This is a genomic window from Sorangium sp. So ce117 (assembly GCF_051524395.1).
Lineage (GTDB): Bacteria > Myxococcota_A > Polyangia > Polyangiales > Polyangiaceae > Sorangium > Sorangium cellulosum_B.
This window is the reverse complement of sequence record NZ_CP150309.1, coordinates 4486741-4504577: the sequence shown is the minus strand read 5'-3', so window position 1 is coordinate 4504577 and position 17837 is coordinate 4486741. Positions and strand designations below refer to the sequence as shown.

Genomic DNA, 17837 nt, shown 5'->3' with positions numbered 1-17837 from the left:
TCCCTGAGTGAAAGCTATGACAGCCGAGCCTTCCAGCGGACACGCGGTGCGTGCCGTCAATTCAACCGCAAGAGCCTCCCGACGATCCGGAACAGCCCCCGCGACGCGGCGCTGATGCGGCTGCCCACGACCTCGATGTCGCCGTCCTGGCGAATGCGGACCGCGCCTCGGCCGGAGCGGAGCAGCAGTTCTTGCTCCGCCTCGATGGCGACGGTGGTCGCCTTGAGGTGGAGCGTCTGCGGCCGCTGCGTCGTCAGGGCCGCGACGATCAGCGGGGGCTCGCCCTCGCAGAGCTCGACGAGCACGGCGTCGCCGCGGGCGCGGGCGTCGGCGATCACCTCGGGATCGACGTCGGGCGCGATCTGGGCCTCGACGGGCCCCTCGGCGCCACGAACGTGGATCGACGCCTTCCGCCCCGCGATCGAGGCGACGCGCGCGGTCCGCATGGCCGCGCCGAGCGGCTGCGCCTTCCGCGCCGGGAGCGGCGCCGCGGCCGGCTCGGCGAGCACGTCGTCCAGGGTCACGCGCGGCGACTCGGACGCCTCCTCCGCCGTGGCCCCGGCGTCCGGCTCCTCCAGCGAGAGCGACGCAGAAGCCGCCCGCGAGCCACCGTCGAAAGGAGTCGCCATCAGACCTCCGAGACCTTCTTCGGCAGCTGGATCTTCGGCGCCAGGATGGTCACGAGCGGGGACGTGATGGTGACGCCGGCGCCGTCGATCACCACCTCGCTGGCGCCGCACTTGAAGACGATCGCGCCCTTCGCCTCCACCTTGTGGAAGGCCCCGATGAACGTCGCGGGCCCCACGGCCTGCACCACGTGAGACCCCTTGAGCTTGTCCACGATCGCCCCGCCCACCATCGCGGTGCGCGAGCCGGTGACCGTCTCGCTCTCGCCCCCATTGCTGAGGACGACGAGGCCCGTCGCCTTCTCGTTCTTCGAGCCCGTGACGCTCTCCGCGTAGCTGCCGAACGCCACCTGCACCGTCGCGGCGCCGACGTCGATCGTCTTCTTGCCTGTCACGTTGTTGTCGATGTCCTGGATCGCGCCCAGGACCTTCATCGAGCCCACGTCCTCCTTGTGGGTGCCCGTGACCTTGGCGGTCGTGTGCCCGGGGCCCTTCTCGCGGTCGGTGGCGTCAATGCCATCGACGGCGCCGTCCGGCCCGCCGACGTTGGCCGTCGACCCACCGCCGCCGCCGCCCCCGTCCATGCCGAGGGCCGAGGCGAGCGCCTCCGGCTTCACGAAGACCTTCCCGGCGAGGCTGCTCTGCGCCACGTTCGACGCGATCGAGGCGAGCATGTTGGGCGGGCCGGCCGCGCCTGGCGCGCCGCCGGCAGCGCCGCCCCCGCCTCCGCCCATCGAGGCCGCAAGCTGGCTCGCGCCGGGGATGCCCGACGCGCCCGCGATCATGCCGGGCATGCGGCTCATGTCCCCGCCGGCGACGGCCTTCATCGCGCCCGACACCCCCGCCGCCTTCTGGGTCAGCCCGTTGATCGGCGCCATCACCTGGTTGATGGCGCCGTCGACCTGCCCCTGGACCGCCGCGATCGCGTTGTTGGCCATCACGCTCGCGAACTGCACAGCCGCCTGCGCCGCGAGCGCGAGCATCGCCTCGAGGGGGTTGCCGTCCATCTCGAACTGGTTGCCGCCCACGGTGGTCGTCGCGTTGCCCTTCGCCGTCAGCGCCGACACCGCGTTCACCTCGACGTTGCGGTTGCCTCCGACGCTGATCGTCTGGTTCGCGCCCACCGTGTTCTGCGAGCCCTTCGTGATCTTCGTCGTCTGGTTGCCGCCGACCTCGAGCGACGCGTTGTTCCCGACGACGGACGTCTCGTTGTTGCCGATGTTCCGCTTGGCGTTGTTCGCCGCGACCGTCTTCATGTCGCGCTGGGCGTGCACCATGATCTCCTCGGAGCCCGCCTTGTCCTCGAAGCGGATCTCGTTGGCCCCGCCGCCGCCCGGCGTGCTCGAGGTCTGGATCGCCGTGCGGGTCTTGCCCTCCGGCAGCGCGTACGGCGGCATGTAGACGCCGTTGTAGAGGCGCCCGGTGACGATCGGCCGATCCGGGTTCCCCTCGAGGAACTCGACGATCACCTCCCAGCCGATGCGCGGGAGCATCATCGAGCCGGAGGTCTGGAGCTGCGCGACCCGCATCCAGCACGACGCCTTGTCGTCGATCACGTCGCTGCGATCCCAGTGGAACTTCACCTTGCAGCGGCCGAATTCATCGGTGTGGATCGCCTCGGTCTGGGAGCCGGCGGGCGCCACCACCGTCGCTGTCTGCGGCCCCTCGATGAGCGGGATCGGCGTGATGCGCCGCGGCCTGTACTTCACGGAAGCCGGCACGAGGCGCGCCCGGGCCCTCGAGCGCGGCGTCGTGCGCTCGCTGCCGCCGAGCGCGTCGTCCTCCTCGTGGACGTAGGTGTGCTTCACCGCGAAGAGGAAGTACTCGCCGTCGAGCTCGCCGGCGTCCGTGATCGTGAGCTTCTGGCCGACCGCGAGGCGCGAGCAGATGGTGTCGATCTCGATCGTGTGCCGCTCGACCTGCTCTTCCTCCAGGCGGATCTGCGCGAGCCGCTGCCCCTCGCTCGGCTCGAAGTAGCCGCCCGGGTAGTCGTAGCGTTCCAGCGCGTCGTTCTCGCCCGACGTCGCGGTCGCCGTGAGATCGAGCTTCGGCCGCTTGAAGTCGAAATCGCGGAGGACGAACTTGCCGGAGCGCACCCGATCGAGCTCGCGGATCGCGTAGATCGCGTCGCGCTCGTCGGCCGCGCTGAGCCCGGTGCGCCGGCGGAACGGCAGCGCGGGGTCGCCCGGGATCGGCCCGGCGACGGTGCTGTCGTCGTCGAAGACGAGGAGCTCGCCGTCCGCGTCCACCTCGACGAAGCTGTAGATGCCCTCGTGCTCCATGAGCCGCGAGATGAACGCGAGCGCGCTCTCCTGGTACTGCACGCAGTACTCGCGCTTCGGACAGTCGCCGCTCAGCCGCCACGCGACCTTGGTGATCCCGTGATCCTCGAGGACCTTCGCCACGATCTCCTTGGCGCTCATGTCCTGGAAGATCCGCGAGTCGACGCTGCGCGCGAGGAGCGCGAGCGAGGAGACGACGCGGACGGCGTAGCGGACGCCCAGCAGCCCCTCGACGCCGAGCTCGGTGGTGCCGATCGAGGTCGCGGCCTCCACCGTGCCCGCGATGACGCGCGGCACCTCCCCGGGCACGCCGAAGGAGAGCGCCGCGGGCTTGCCGATCATCGCCTCGAGCTCCTGGTACGTGTGGAGGTACACCTCGACGTCGAGGACGAGCGGCCTGCCGGCCTCGTGGGTCGACTCGAAGCGGAGCACCCGGGCCGCGGGGACCTCGTCGATCGTGAAGTGCGCAATCATCTCGCGTGCCACGTTCGCCTCCTCCTCAGTTGTCGAGCACCAGCGCGGCGGTGTCGGAGACGTCGCCGTCGAGCTTCGCGGAGACGCCGATGATCGCGACGCTCGCGGGCGTCAGCGAGAGGATCGACGCCCCCATGACCAGCGTGAGCGCGCCGGTCGCCTCGAAGACGGCGTTGTTCGCCTTCACGATCTGCGCGCCCCCGGCGAGCTCGGTGTACGTGCCGAGCGAGCTCTCCACGCGGTTCCCGTTCGCCACGTTGACGATCGCGCCGCCGACCTTCACGTTCATCGATCCGCCGACCTGGACGCCGCGGCCCGACTTGACCGCGATCACCTTCGCGCCGGTGGCCGTCTCGCTCCGGTCGCCCTGGACCGTCACGGAGCGGTGCCCCAGCGCGAGCTCGATCAGCGCCGCGCCGACCTCGTGGTTGAAGCCGGCCAGGGTCTGATCCGTGACCGAGCCGACCACGAGATCGATCTGGTTGCCGGACACCGTGAGCGAGCTGTTGCCGGTGACGTCGCGCTTGTGATCCCCGCCGATCTTCATGTCGCGGTTCCCGCCGATCGAGAGCGAGTGATCGCCGCCCATGTCGTCGACGTGGAAGGTCTCGATCTTCATCGACTGGTTGCCGGACACCGAGAGCGTCTGGTTCGACCCGATGCTGGTCGTCATGCTGTCCGTGACGTTCGTCGTCTGGTCCGCGCCGATCTTCTTCTTGTGGTTGTTGCCGATCGACTCGGTCGCGTTGTTCTTCACCTCGGTGGACATGTCCTTCGAGGCGTTGATGAACATCTCCTCGCCGCCCTTCGTGTCCGACATCCGGAGCTCGTTGGTGCTGCCCCCGCCCGGCGACGTCGCGGTCTGGAGGGAGCTCTTCCCCGCCTCCTTCGGGAGCGCGTAGGGCGGCGGCGTGAGCGCGTTGTACATGCGGCCCATCACGAACGGCCGATCCGCGTCGCCCTCGACGTGGCGCACGGTGACCTCCCACCCGACGCGCGGCAGCAACATGGAGCCGCCCGTCGGCACCTGGCTCGTGCGGATCCAGCGGCTCGATGTGTCGTCCTTCTTTCCGGAGCGATCCCAGTGGAAGGAGACCTTCACCTGCCCGCTCGCGTCCGTGTGGATCTCCTGCCCCGAGGCCCCGGTGGTCATCGCGGTCTGCGTGCCCGGGATCACCTGCTCGCGGGCGCGCCGCGGGGGCCGGTAGCGCGTGGTCCCGGTCGGCACGCCCCAGAACTCGCAGCTCGACCGGAGGTCGCGCGCGCCGTCCTCCGCGCCCGCGCGGCCGGAGAGCTCGAAGTTCCGCGGCCGGCTGCCGGCGATGCGCGCGCGGACCACGAGGTACTCCTGGTTGAGCGGGTCGTAGGGGTGGCCATCGACCGAGAAGCGCCGGCCCGGGAGCAGCGCGAGCGAGCCGGTCTCGCCGTGCACGACGTCGCGCTCCGCCTGCACCGAGTCGAGCAGCACCTTGGCGAGCCGCTCCGCGACGCTCGCGTCGGCGGTGCGCGCCGGGTGCTCGTAGATCTCGAGCACGTGGTCCCCGGGATCGCTCCCCTCGGCCGACGCCTCCGGCTTCGTCGAGGGCTTCTCCGGGTCGTAGTCGCGGACGAACACCTTGTCGCTCCGCACGGAGACCTCCCGCGAGAGGCGGACGACGCGATCCGCGAAGCCCTCGACGCCGAAGTCCTGGAAGAACGGCAGCGAGGTCGCGCCCTCGATGTCCTCGAGGCCGGTCGGCGAGTCGCCGAAGACGAGGACGTCCTCGTCGTCCTTCATGTGGATCGCGAAGTAGATCCCCTCCTCGGCGAGGAGGCGGTGCACGAAATCGAGGTCCCGCTCGCGGTACTGGACCGTGTAGACCCGCGTCGGGTGGGGCTCGGTCACGCGCCAGTCCTGCTGGCCCGCGGGCACGCCCGCGCCCTCGAGGACCTCCTTCACGATGTCGACAGCGCTCTTGTCCTGGAAGATCCGGCAGTCGGAGCGCTGCCCGAGGTTCCAGAGCGCCGGCGCGACCTCGATCCGCAGCGTGGGCACGTCGTCGAGATCGGGCACGAGCTCGGCGAGGACGATGGTCCCGGCGAACGAGCGCGTCTGCGTGTCGTCGCTGCGCGACAGCGTGAAGACGGCGCGCTTGCCGAGGACCTCCTTCGGCCTCGGCAGCGCCGCCTCGTCGTCGAGCAGCTCGCACTCGAGGCGGGTGAGCTCCGAGAGCTGCTCCGTGAGCTCGAAGCGCAGCACCCGGTAGATCTTGCCCTCCACGCTGAGGGAGGGGATCGCGAGGACATGATGATCAGCCACTCTTCACCTCTCTCTTCACGTCACTAGCGCTCATGGGCCCTCACGATCCGAGCTTCATCGACGCGCCCATCTTGACGACGAGCGCGCCCTTGACCGCGATCTTCGACCCCTTGATCACGATCGGCCCGCCGCCGAGCTTGAGCTCGCTGCCGCCGCCCTTGAAGGCGCCGACGGCGCCGAGGAGGGTGATGAGCGGCGCCTGCACCACGAGATCGCCGTCCAGCTTCTGGTAATGGAGGCCGCCGACCATGTTGGTGACGCCGAGCGCCACGTGGGAGAGGGAGCCCTTCGTGAGGTGGAGCTCCGCCGCCAGCGAGGTCTGGTCCTTGTTGGCCGTGATCTGCTCTCCGTGGCTGCCGTTGATGATCTGCGCCTTCACGGCGCCCACCGTCTCCGTCATCCCGCCGAGGACGTTGTCGTTGATCGAGCCCAAGCTGCCGGAGAGCTGCAGCGCGCCGACCTTGCGGCTCATGTCCCCGGTGATGGAGTGCCTGACGCCGTTCGAGATCGTGATCTGATTGCCGCTCACCGTGTAGGAGCGGTTGCCGGTGACCTTCTCGACGTGGTTGCTGATCGCGTTGGTCGTGTCGTTGCCGCCGATCGAGATGCTCTGGTTGCCGGTGATCTTGTGCGAGAGCACCGCGCCGACGTCGAGCGACTGGTTGCCGGCCACGGAGGTCGAGTCGTCGACCTTCACCGATCGGGAGCCGTTCACGCTGATGTGCTGCTCCTCGTTGACCGTGACCTCCTCGACCTTGTCGTTCTTGATGGTGACGTTGAGGTCCTTCTGGGCGTGGATGCCGAACCCCTGGCTCCCCGCGGTGTCGGACATGCCGATCTGGTTGTGGCCGCCTGCGCCGGGCGACGACATGCTCTTCAGCGTGCCGGACGCCTTGGCGGCGGGGAGCGCGTCGGGCGGCGTCTTCTCCGCGTTGTAGGTGCGCCCGAGCACGAGCGGCCGGTCCGGGTCGCCGTCGAGGAACGCGACCGAGACCTCCCAGCCGACGCGGGGGAGGATCATCGAGCCGCCCATCGCGACCTGCGAGACCCGCAGCCAGCAGCTCGAGGTGTGGTCCTGCTGGCCCTGCCGGTCCCAGAAGAAGCGGACCTTGATGCGGCCGTACTTGTCGACGTGGAGCGCCTGCTCCTGGGTGCTCGACCCCGTGACGACGGCCGTCTGGACGCCGCGGATGCGCGGCCGCCGCGCGCGGCGCTCGGCCGCGAAGGGCGCGCCCTTGGGGACGCCGCGGAAGTGGTTCTCGACGTCGTAGTTCGCCGCGCCGCCGGTGAGCGTCTGGTTGCCGCGCGAGACGAGGTGGGTGACCACGAACTCGCCGTTCAGGCACGGCTCCGCGGCGCCCTCGACGACGAACGGCTCGCCCACCTTGAGCCCGGCCGCGCGGCTCTCGCCCTCGCACACGTCGGCGTCGGCGGAGAGCTCGCGCATGCGGGCCTCGGCGCGGCGGCCGCCCACGCTCCCCTTCGTGAAGCCGGCGGGGTACTCGAAGTAGGGCGCCGCGATGGCCTCCTTGCGGGGCAGCGCGGACTCCGGCTTCACGTCGGGCTTCTCGAAATCGTGGTCCCGGAGGTGGACGAGGCTCGTGCGCAGCGCGCGCGTCCTCGTGAGCTTGGAGAGCGGCAGGCTCCCGGGCAGGCCGCCCTGCGCCATGCGGAAGTTCACCGGCAGCCCCTCCTCCACCTCGAAGGCGGCGGGGTCGTCGGTGATGATCATCGTGTGCCCGGCGGCCTCGTGCCGGAAGTAGTAGAAGAGGCCGTTGTCCTCGAGGAGCCGCGAGACGAAGTTGAGGTGCGACTCGCGGTACTGGACGATGAACTCGCGCGGCTCGTACTCCTTCGCGATGCGCCACTCGACCTTGTCGCCGAAGCCGGCGTCCTCGAAGACCGACTGCGCGACCTGGACGATGGTCTTCTCCTGGAAGATGCGGCACCCCTCGCGGTGCGCGAGCGCGGCCAGCGCGGGCCGAAGGCGGACGTCGAACTGGCGGCTCTCGCCCACGATGTGCGCGAAGCCGGCGCGGTCCACGATGCCGTCGTACAGCCGCTCCTGGCCCGACGTGTCGACGACGCGCAGGCAGAGGCGGCTGCGCAGGCAGTCCTCGACCCGGAACGACGTGTCCAGCGTCGCGAAGCGCACCTCGACCGTGTAGGGCGTGGAGATCGCCTCGACGGCCTCGAAGCGGGTCACGGAGACGTCCGCGGGGAGCTTGTCGCCCTCCAGGGAGAAGGTGGCGAAGGTAGCGGCCATTGGGGGCATGGTAGGCGATCGGCGGACGGCGCCAAGCCCCGTCGCTGGAACCCGACGCGGCGCCGACGCGGGGAGAGGGGCGTGGGCGGGCGGATCTCGCGCCCCGCCTCCCTGTAAAATCCCTGGTTTTATCGTGATTTCAACCCGTTTGTCGCTCCAGAGCGGTATTCAGCTGAGCCTGGTACGAGCGCCGCAGAGCGGCGGTCACCCGCACAGGAGACGGGTCCAGATCGGCGTTTTCGGCGCGGAAGCGCACTCCCGTGCGCTGAGCACCGAAAACGTCGAGATGGGCCCGTATCCGAAGCGGGTGACCGCCGCTCTAGGGCAAGACGCCGCGGACCGGCAGCCGCGATGGGGTTCGCACGAAGACCATCGTGCTCCACTCGATGGTGGGGTTGACCAGATCGATTCGCTTGAATCGAGCGAGCAAGGATTCGAGCGCCACCCTCGCCTCCAGGCGCGCGAGAAGGTGGGCGACGCAGAAATGGACGCCGTGCCCGAACGCGACCGACGCCCCCGTCCCGGTCTTTGGCACATCGCGGTCCATATCGAACTCGTCGGGATCGGGAAACACGGCCTCGTCGCGGTTGGCGGACGCGAGGATGACCGTCACTGGAGCGCCGGCGGGCACCTTGACGCCGCCCACCTCCGCTCCGGGCATCGCCTTACGGAAGATGTTATGGGTAGGCGGGTCCCACCGGAGCATTTCTTCAATGAAGCGAGGGATGAGCGCCGGGTTTTCGCGCAGCCGCTCGGTGTCCGCGGGGCGCTTGGCGAGGGTAATGATTGATTTGCTTATCAATGTGGATGTTGTATCGAACCCCGCTGGGACCAGGACGAAGATGAAGGACATGAGCTCTTCCGGGGTGAGCTTATGGCCGTCGATTTCGGCCTGGAGGAGCGCGCTCACGAGATCATCGCCGGGCGCGCGCCGCCGCGCCTCAAGGACGTCGCCGAGGTAGCGCTCCATCTCGGCGACGGACGCGCGGACGCGCTCGGCGTGCTCGGGGCTCCGCGGGACGGGCGTGACGCTGAGGATATCGTCCGTCCACCGTTTAAAATTGGCATGGAGGGAAGGATCCAGGGTGAGGAGCTCGCCGATGACGCCCGCTGTCATCGGGACGGCGTAGTCGGCGACGAAATCCGACTCACCCCTGGATTGCAGGGTGTCGGAGAGGCGCTCGGCGATGGCGCGGACCATGGGCTCGATGCTCGTGATGATCCCGGGACCCAGGGCGCGGCTGACGAGGTTCCGGAGCTTCGTGTGCTCCGGCGGGTCCATGGCGAGCAGGGAATGCGCCCCCGGCTGCCTCGGGAGCCAAGGCGGGTGAAAGGCGTCGACGTTGCCAGCGGACGAGAATTGTTGAGGGTTCTTGAGGACGGCGATGACATCGGCGTACCGGCTCACCGCCCAGGCGCCCAGCGGCTCGAGCACGCACACCGGTCCGGAGCGGCGCATCTCGGCATAGGTGGGGAACGGGTCCGCCTGGAAATGGGGGGCGAACAAATCAAACTTCCGCAGCTCTTGGCTCATGCGAATAGCTCTCCTGCGACAGACGGGTTGAAACCACAAGAAAGAGCAGGAATTTCACAGGGAGGCGGGGAGGCGGGGAGCGAGAGACGGCAAGAGGGAGAAATTCATTTTCTTCTTCCTCCCCGCCTCCCCGTGAAAATTCTCCGGGTTTCAACGTGATCGGTGCTCAAGGATCCGGAGCATGCCGAGCGCTCTGCCAGCCTGCGATCCGGACGATCCGCTGCGTATCGAAATCGGTTGCACTTCGCGCAGACCCACGAACCCGGAGGTGGCTGCGGGATCAGCTCGAGAAGCTCTACGGGACGGAGGCGACAGCGGGCAAGCTCGCCGGCGCTCACTCGATCACGATCGGCCGCGCCGGGACCACCGCGCGCGGCAGCTCCTCCTGCGCCACCCGGGCCTGCGCCTCGGGCGCCGTCACCTTCCCGGCGAGCGCGAAGCGCACCGGGATCTCCACAAGCGTCGCGAGCCGGCTCGCCTCCAGGGAAGCCCGCACCGCGAGTACGCCGTTCACCTGCCGCACGCCCCCGAGCGGCGCGGCCAGCGACACCCCTGGAGGGAGCGGGATGCGCACGTCGACCTCGACCGGGCGGCCCAGCGTGTGGCGCAGCGAGACCGCGAGCTTCCCCGTCGTTCCCGCGCGCGGGCGCTTCGGCCAGGAGATCTCCGCCTGCACGGGGCTCGCCGCCGCGGCCGGCGGCCGGCTCCAGCGCCGGAGCGCCGGGCGCTCAAGGCGCGCCACGACCGCGGGCCCCGCTACCTCGACCGCCGCCTCCGTCGCGCCGGCGTCGAGCGGCAGCACGAGCCGCCCCGACGGCCCGACCTCCACGTCGCGGCGCACGCCGCCCGACGTCACCGTGACCCGGGCCGCCCCTCGGCCCTCGCCCCCGTGGGCCAGGAGCGCGCGCACCACCGCGCGCGTGCTGGCCGGCGCGCCGTAGCCGCCGCGCACGTCCCGCTGCACGCCCACCCAGCCGAGGAGCTTCGCGGGCGGCGCCGCGCTCGGGCCGAGCCCGGCGGCGCGGAGGAGCGCCGCGTAGACCACCGCGCGCGCGCTTCGATCCTCGGCCTGACCCGGCGGCAAGGTGATGCCGCCGGTCGGGAGCAGCGCCACCCAGACGCGCAGCCGGTCCGCCACGTTCGCGGCCAGCGCCGCCCGGTGCGGCCGCTCCGCGAGCGCGAGCAGGACCCGGGCGAGGGCCACGCGATCGCCGCTCCGGAGCACCTCGTCCAGCGTCCTCGTGACGAACGCGTCCCAGCACGCGTTCACCGCGCCCCCCGCCGGCGAGGGCTCGACGTCGAGCACGTCGAGCGCTGGCGTGAGCTGCAGGGGCTCGGGCGGGCAGCGCGCGTCGATCGCCGGCAGCTCCTCCGCCACGGACGCGGGCGCGAAGGCGCGCGCCCGGAGCGCCGGGGGCCAGGAGACCAGGTCCTTCCTGCTGCCCTTGTACGCGAGCAGCCGGCCCACGGCGCGGCGGCCGAGGTCCTCCGCGCGCGCGGCGAGCGACGCGCCCTCGCCCCCGCGCGCCGTGGCCCAGCGGCGCACGAGCGCCGCGACCTCCACCGCGTCCGCCATCGCGCCTGCGGACGAGAGCCGATCGGGATCCATCGCCTCGAGCGCCGCGGTGAGCGCGCCCGCGAGGCCGCGCTCGACGACGAGCCGCGGGCGGCCGGTGGGCTGGTAGCGCTGCGCGTCCGCCGCGACGCGCAGCGTGGCCGTGGCGCCGCCCTCGACGACCTGGGCGATGTTCAGGTCGGTGGGCTCGCCCGCGGGGCGCACCTCCCACGTGTGCACGAGCGTGTCGCCCGGGGTCCCCTGCGCCTTCAGGGCGACCGCGAGCTCCGCCCGCCCCGCGCGCAGCGCCCGCACCCGCGCGCGCACCGGGGCCGCGCCCCCCGCGGGCACGTCGACCGCCACCGCCCGGCGCCGAGGGTCCGCGAGGGCGGCCACGCCGCGCGCCGTGAGCTCCACGATCGCGCGGAGCGGCTTCGATGAGCGGTTCCGGACCGAGATCTCGACGTCGACCTCGTCGCCCTCGACCCACGCGGCGCCCGCCTCCACGCGCGCCGAGAGCAGCTGCGCGGTGGGCACGTCGAGCGTGGCCGTGGCCGGCGTGGCGCCGTCCGGCACGCCCACGAAGACGAGCCGGAAGGTCGTCTCGATGTCGCCGAGCGGGACGCGCATCCGCAGCCGACCGTTCCCGTCCGTGCGCTGGGGCGGCGACCAGAAGAACACACCCCGCGGCGCGCCGAACGAGGCGCGGTGGGCGCCGCCCAGCCTGCCGTGGCCTGCACCGAACCCGACACCGGAGCCCGTGCCCCCGCCGCCGGTGCCGATGCCGCTCAGGCCGAGCCCCTCGCCCAGCGACGTGCCCGTGAACTCCTCCAGGAGGCTCTCCCACGCCGACACGGTGGCGTCGCCGACCTCCATGTCGAACTTCGCGTCGACAAGGCGATCCTCGCCGACCGCCCTGGCGTACGGCGTGCCCGAGCGCAGCACGCGCTCGAACGGATCGCGCACGTCGTCGCCCGTGCCGATCCGGCCGTCGGGCCCGGGCGCGTGCAGGGCGAAGCCGCGCCGCACCGTGAGGAACGGCGCGGGCGGCGCGGTCGTCGGGGTGAACTGGATCGTGCCGCCCCAGGGATCGAGCAGGAGCGACTCCTCGAGCTGCGCGTCGCGCACCAGGCGGCGGAGCAGCGCGTTCGGATCGCGGAGCGCCGGCTCGTCCGGGTCGAGCAGCCGCTCGCGCCGGAACGCGCGCGCCGCGGCGAGGACGCGGAAGAGCTTGAGGCGGGTGACGCGGCGAGCGACGTGATCGAACGTGACCTGCGGGTCCACCGCCAGGAGGTCCGTGAGCGAGAGCGGCTCGCCACCGGGCGTCTCGGGGGGCGCGTCCATGGCGGCCGTGACCAGGGTCATCAGCTCGGGGTTCCATGCATGGGCGCCGCCCGGCCCGCGGCGGCGCACGTCGCGCAGCCGCTCCGGATCGCTGGTGGCCTCGAAGACCGCCCCCTCGAGCGAGCGAAGCACCTGGCCGAACGCCTCGTCGAGCGCCGCCCGCGCGGAGCCGGCCGGATCGTTCGCCGGCGCGATCGCCTCGCGCGCCCGCGCGCCGAGCTCCGCGCGCCGGAGCGGTTCGAGCGCGGGATCGCCCTGCAGGAAGGCGCCGCAGCGCTCGGGCTCGACCATGCCCTGGCAGAGCCGCGCGCGCGTGTCGAGCGCCGCGAGGCCGCCGGCGCTGCCCCCGCCGTGCAGGTCCACGACGACGGCCGCGACGGTCCCGGGCAGGCCGCGGTTGCCCCCGTCGGTGAGCGCGAGATCCACGTCGACGGCGCCGCGCGGGGCCGCGCGGCCGCCCGTGATGCGGGCCTCGATCCGAGGGAGGACGCGCGGCGTGACGAGCACCGCGCCGCCCGCCTGCCGCGCGGCGGCGCCCGTCCGGGGAGCGGCGGCGCTGAGCGTCCAGACGCCGGCGGCGCCGTCGGGCAGGCCGAGCGCGCCGCCCTCCGGACCCCCGGCGATCCAGGCGCTCGCAGCGCGGGCCGCGTTGTCCGCCTGGACGATCACGCTCCAATCGGCGCCGTCCGCTGCGCTGCCGCCCTCCGGCCGCCGGCCAGCGCGCGGACCCGCGCCACTGGCGTCGATCACGTGGAGCGCGAGCGCGTCGCCGGCGCGAGCGAGGAGCCGCTCGGGCCGGAGCAGCGCCGAGGCGTCGCGATCGACGGAGACGCACAGCGCGAACGGCTCGCGCCGCGACCCGAGCGCCGGGAGCTCGCCGGATGGCCGCACGCGCACCGCCGCCGCGACGCCGCCGGCGCACGGCCCGACGCTGCGGAAGGCCCCGAGCTCGACGGGCGCGTCCCAGATCACCTCGGCCTCGCCGTACGCGTCGGTGGTCACGGCGGCCTGGAGCCCGTCGCCCTCGACGGTGAACGCGCCCTGCACAGGCTTCCGCCGCGCATCGCGGACGCGCAGGAGCATGCGCTGAGCGGCGCCCGGAACGATCGCGCCCGCCTCGGGCAGCAGCGTCGCCTCCGAGGTGGGGCTCTCCACGGAGACGGTGGCCTCGCGCTCGAGCTCGTGCCCCTCGAATGTCGCGCGCGCGACGACGCGCAGCGTGGTCCCTGCGCCCTGCACCACGGTGGTGGGCGCCACGGCCGCGCCGCGGACCTCGCCGGCCGCGTCGGTGCGCGCGGGCGTGGTGAGCTTCTCCCAAGCGGCGCTGTCCTCGGGAGGGCTCGTGCCCTTCGGCCCGGTCCAGGTCCGCACCGGCAGCCCGGCCACGGGCTGGCCGGCGCCATCGCGGATCCGGATCACGTAAGTGGCGCGATCCCCGGCGCGCAGATCCTGCTCGGACCACTCGGCCAGCATCTGCGGGGCGCCGGGCGTCTCCTCGCGCGGCGAGAGGGAGATCTCCGCGGCGTTCGACGAGGCCCCCGCCGCGCTCCGCGCGCGGGCGCGGAGGATCCAGCGCCAGCCGGGCTCGTCGATCCAGGGGACGGGAACGCGCGTCATGGCGACGCCGGCCGCGTCGGTCGTGACCACGGCCGTGTGCCGGGCGACGCCGCCCTCGAGCAGGCTGACCTCCACGGGGACCCGCGGGGCCGGCTGCCCCGAGGCCTGGCTCTGCACCGTGATCCACGCCGACATCGCGCTGCCCGGCACCACGCGCGTGTCAGGGACGTGCAGGTCGACCTGGAGCGGCGCCAGTCGGTGCACTGTGAGCGTCCGCGTCCGCTGCCGGTCGCCGGCGCGCACGCCGAGCAGCAGCCGGAGCTCGCGCTCGGGCCCCTCCGGGATCGGGACGTCGAGGTGAGCGCGCCCCTTCGCGTCGGTGGTGACCCGCACGGGCGGCGGGACGGCGCTGACCTTGCCGAGGTGCTCGGGATCCCAGGTCGCCTCCACGGTGACCGCCTCGAGCGGCCGGAGCGTGATCGCCGTGGGGAAGCCGAGCGCGAGGACCTGGACCGGCAGGGTGGCGCCGGGCGCGCCGCGGTCGGGCGCGTGAACGAAGAGGTCGAGGCCGCGGGCAACCGCGTCGCGGCCGTCCGTGGCCGCGTCGGAGGTCGCGGCGGCGCCGAGGACGGCGACGAGGAGGAGGCCAGCGAGCGGAAGGGAAGGCCTGGGCATGGTGCCTTTTGACACCGCCAAGGGGAGCAGGTTCCTGCGTTGCACGGCCGCCCTGGGGGGCCGGCGCGGCGCGCGATCGGGCCGACTCGCCATCTGGCGACGGGCTCCGGGGAGGGTGTCGACCTCCTCCGGGCTGAATTTCAATTCTCCGGGGATGGAGTCGACAGGTAGTGGGGTAATTACCCCGCTTGCCTTGAATTGACCCCACTTTTGTGGGCGCAAACGACCCCACTATTTTGCGGTCGGGTCGGTGAGCGGATCCCCGAGCAACGACAACTACTCTCATGCAGGGGGCTTTCGTGCTCTCGCGGCGAGCCGCGCGAACGCTGCGCGGCGTCGATCCGCGCCTCATGCCTATGCTAAGCAAGAGGCATGAACGCATCGACCATCGCGCTCGTGCTCCTGCTCGTCGCCTGCACGCCCGGGTGCCGCGACGAACCCAAGGGAACCATCTACGGTCCGCCATGCAGCACGAAAGAGCTGGCACGGACCCTCGAGTGGTGCGCCCCCGGAAAGGAGCTGTCGCCCTGCGTACACGTGCCGGCAGAGCTGGGAGAAGCCTGCCAGGCTGGGTGTGTCCTGCAGATGTGCGAGGATACCGCCCCAGAATCGATAATCAGCCGGGCGCGCTCCACGTCGTGCTCCGATAATCGTGGTCCCCTCTACTGGCGGAACTTCTTTACGGCTGCGTACGCGTGCGAGAAGCAACACGGTCGAGCTCAGCCTGCCAGGGGGAACTGCACAACAGCGGAGGTCGAAACGCAATGCGCCGAGCTCGCTGATACCCATTGGGCGGACAGCTGGCCCGGTCGCTACCGGTAGGCCTGGTGTCGGCTTATCGTGCCGACAACCTACGGCTGCATCTCAATTCTCCGAGGCGGCGTCGACAGGTGGCGAGAGAATTTTCCGCGCCGGAATGATGGAACCGCCAAGTCGCCGTAAGACGCGAAGAAATCCTCTGAAATCTTGGCGTCTTATGGCGACTTGGCGGTTCAAATGACCCCACCTTCAGCCAAAGTACCCCACCACCGCCGCATCCCTCGTGGGCGCCGCAGCTCGGCGGTCGTCCCGTTCGGCGGCTGCCCCTGGACCTGGTTCGCCCTCTCTCGCCATCACCCCGGCGCCACGACCACCATCGCCGCGCGCTCTCCGCCGTCGCTCCCGGCGAGGGAGACGGCGCACGGGTGCGGCGCGAAGCCGCGCGTGAACGCCTCCGACGCGATGACGAGGTGCAGCGGCATGGCCGCGGCGCCGAGCGCGCCGATCCGCTGGGCGGGGCACTCCAGCTGCTGCGGATCGCAGAAGAGCTGCTGCGTGCGCACCGACGCGGCCTGGAGCTCGAAATGGCGGAAGGTCTCGAAGGTGATGTCGGTGAGCACCCAGCCGGCGCGCAGCCCGCGCTCCGCGAGCGGTGCGAGCGCGGCGCGCAGCGCGGCGGTGAGGCCCGTGGCCTGGAACGCGGACTCGTCGTTGTCCGGGCGGGCCCGCTCGTGCGCGGTGGAGAGGCCGACGATCTGCCCGAGCTCGCGGAGCAGCGCGCGCCGCGCGACGTCGGGGCGCATGAGGACCAGGAAGGCCGCGCACTCGCCGGGGACGAGGGCGTCGAGGTTGTCCGGCCGGAAGAGCCGGCCCGCGGCGTCGAGCGCGGCGATGCGCGCGGGGTCGTAGTCGGTGTGCACGCCGCCGAGCAGCGCCGCGTCGATGGCGCCTCGCGCGAGCGCGTCGCACAGCTCCGGCAGCAAATACCCCGGCGCGGCGGGGCCTCGCGTCGAGACCTTGACGGCGATCTCCGGCGCGCACCCGTACGACTGCGCCCGCGCGGCGAGCTCGGCGGCGACCCGCTGCGCCGGGGCCTCGCCGCCCGGCGGCCGCTGCCCGAGGTGCTCGTCGAGGCACAGGCCCATCTGCATGCGAAGCCCCCGCGCCGCGGGGCCGAGCTTCTCCAGCGCCTCGCCGAGCGCGCGCTCCGCGAGCAGGACGGCGCGCGCCGCGCCCGTGACGCGCGGATCGAGCGTGGGCAGGAAGCACATCGTGACGCGCTCGCCCTGCCCGTCCACGAGCGGCGACTCGCGCATCGCCGCGGCCGAGGCGCGGTGCGAGAACGCGGTGTCGATCGAGCGCAGCCCGACGGGCGTTACCGCGCCCGCGGCCACCATGACGGCGAGGGGCCTCACGCTCGCCCCCGCTCGCGCACGATCACGCGCGCGTCCTTCATCCGCCGGGGCGCCTTGACGTGCGCGCGCCAGACCATCTCGACGGCCACCGGCTTCTGCGGGCCGGTGGCGTAGAGGTCGACGAGCACGGTGTCGAGGTGCGGCGCGAAGGCGACCGGCGCGCGATCCTTCACGTGGAACTCGATCTCGACCTGCACCTTCGGGAGCTCGAAGCTGAGCGCCCCCTCGGGCGTGAGGTTGAGCGCCCGCACCGGCTCGCCGCCCGCGAGCGGCGGATCCGCGATGAGGCCCGGCGAGGCGCACAGGTTGAAGCGGTGGTCGAAGTCCTCGGGCAGGAGCGGCGCGCGGTTCTCCCGCCACGCGACGTCGTACGTCCCGGCATACCCGCGGCGCGGCTCCCAGTGCCGGCCGACGGCCCCGATCCCCGCGGGCGGCGGCGCGGTCTTCGCGGTCCGGATCGGGTACGAGGGATCCTCGATGGCTGGCGCCGGCTGGTGGGTGAGCGAGGCCGGCGCGCGCGTGACGCCCGTGCCGATCGGGTTGCGCGGCTCCTCGAGCGGCGCCGCGGGATCGTCGTCGTCCAGCCCGCCCCAGGCGTGGTCGTAGCGCATGTCGATCTGCTCGATGGGCGCCGGCGCGGTGAGGCCGCCGCCCTTGTCCACCCAGAGCCGCTTGCCGAACACGACGAGCGATTTCCTGAGCGGGCCCACCTCGACGCGCACGTCGAAGGACGGCACGGCCTTGCCGTTCGGCGCGTACGCCGTGGCCACGAAGATCACGTCGGTCGCCGGCTTGAACAGGCAGATGTCGGCGGGGTACGCGACGCTCTCGGGCTTCTTCTCCTCCCAGGGCAGGTCGGCGAGGCGGACCCCGCGCGTGCGCTCGGGGGGCGCGAGCTCGAGGCTGCCGTCGCCCTGGAGCTCGAAGCTCGCCTTGACGATCGTGACCAGCTGCTCGCCGTCCCGGTCGACGAGCAGCTGTGGGTGCGCGGCGAAGTCCGTCTTGTTGTCGAGCGGGGGCTGGCTCATCGCGGGCGCATTATCGACAGGAT

General features: G+C 72.0%; 8 protein-coding genes. All 8 read right to left on the bottom strand.

All coding sequences use genetic code 11. From position 1 onward, the window contains the following. Positions 1-56: 56 nt before the first annotated feature. Entirely contained in the window at positions 57-629 is a 573-nt protein-coding gene (locus WMF46_RS16815; protein ID WP_437986534.1) for a hypothetical protein, read from the bottom strand. Continuing rightward, positions 629-3394 (bottom strand): type VI secretion system Vgr family protein, encoded by a 2766-nt coding sequence (locus tag WMF46_RS16810; protein WP_437986533.1) that lies wholly within the window; start codon positions 3392-3394, stop codon positions 629-631. Before WMF46_RS16810 ends, WMF46_RS16815 begins: the two co-directional genes overlap by 1 nt. Before the next feature lie 13 nt (positions 3395-3407). Next, positions 3408-5681, bottom strand: coding sequence for a type VI secretion system Vgr family protein (locus WMF46_RS16805; protein ID WP_437986532.1), 2274 nt, complete (start codon positions 5679-5681; stop codon positions 3408-3410). 40 nt (positions 5682-5721) lie between these two features. Continuing rightward, complete coding sequence (locus WMF46_RS16800; RefSeq protein WP_437986531.1) at positions 5722-7947, bottom strand: type VI secretion system Vgr family protein; 2226 nt, start codon at positions 7945-7947, stop codon at positions 5722-5724. A 319-nt stretch (positions 7948-8266) separates the two neighbouring features. Further along, positions 8267-9481, bottom strand: coding sequence for a cytochrome P450 (locus WMF46_RS16795; protein WP_437986530.1), 1215 nt, complete (start codon positions 9479-9481; stop codon positions 8267-8269). Between the two features lie 334 nt (positions 9482-9815). Then, positions 9816-14612 (bottom strand): hypothetical protein, encoded by a 4797-nt coding sequence (locus WMF46_RS16790; RefSeq protein WP_437986529.1) that lies wholly within the window; start codon positions 14610-14612, stop codon positions 9816-9818. A 1112-nt stretch (positions 14613-15724) separates the two neighbouring features. After that, a complete protein-coding gene (locus tag WMF46_RS16785; RefSeq protein ID WP_437986528.1) occupies positions 15725-16786 on the bottom strand; it encodes a beta-ketoacyl synthase N-terminal-like domain-containing protein in 1062 nt (353 codons plus the stop codon). Continuing rightward, the gene (locus WMF46_RS16780; RefSeq protein ID WP_437986527.1) at positions 16783-17814 is read right to left on the bottom strand and encodes a DUF2169 family type VI secretion system accessory protein; all 1032 of its coding nucleotides are present in this window, start codon (positions 17812-17814) and stop codon (positions 16783-16785) included. The genes WMF46_RS16785 and WMF46_RS16780 overlap by 4 nt, the downstream gene beginning before the upstream one ends. Positions 17815-17837: the final 23 nt, after the last annotated feature.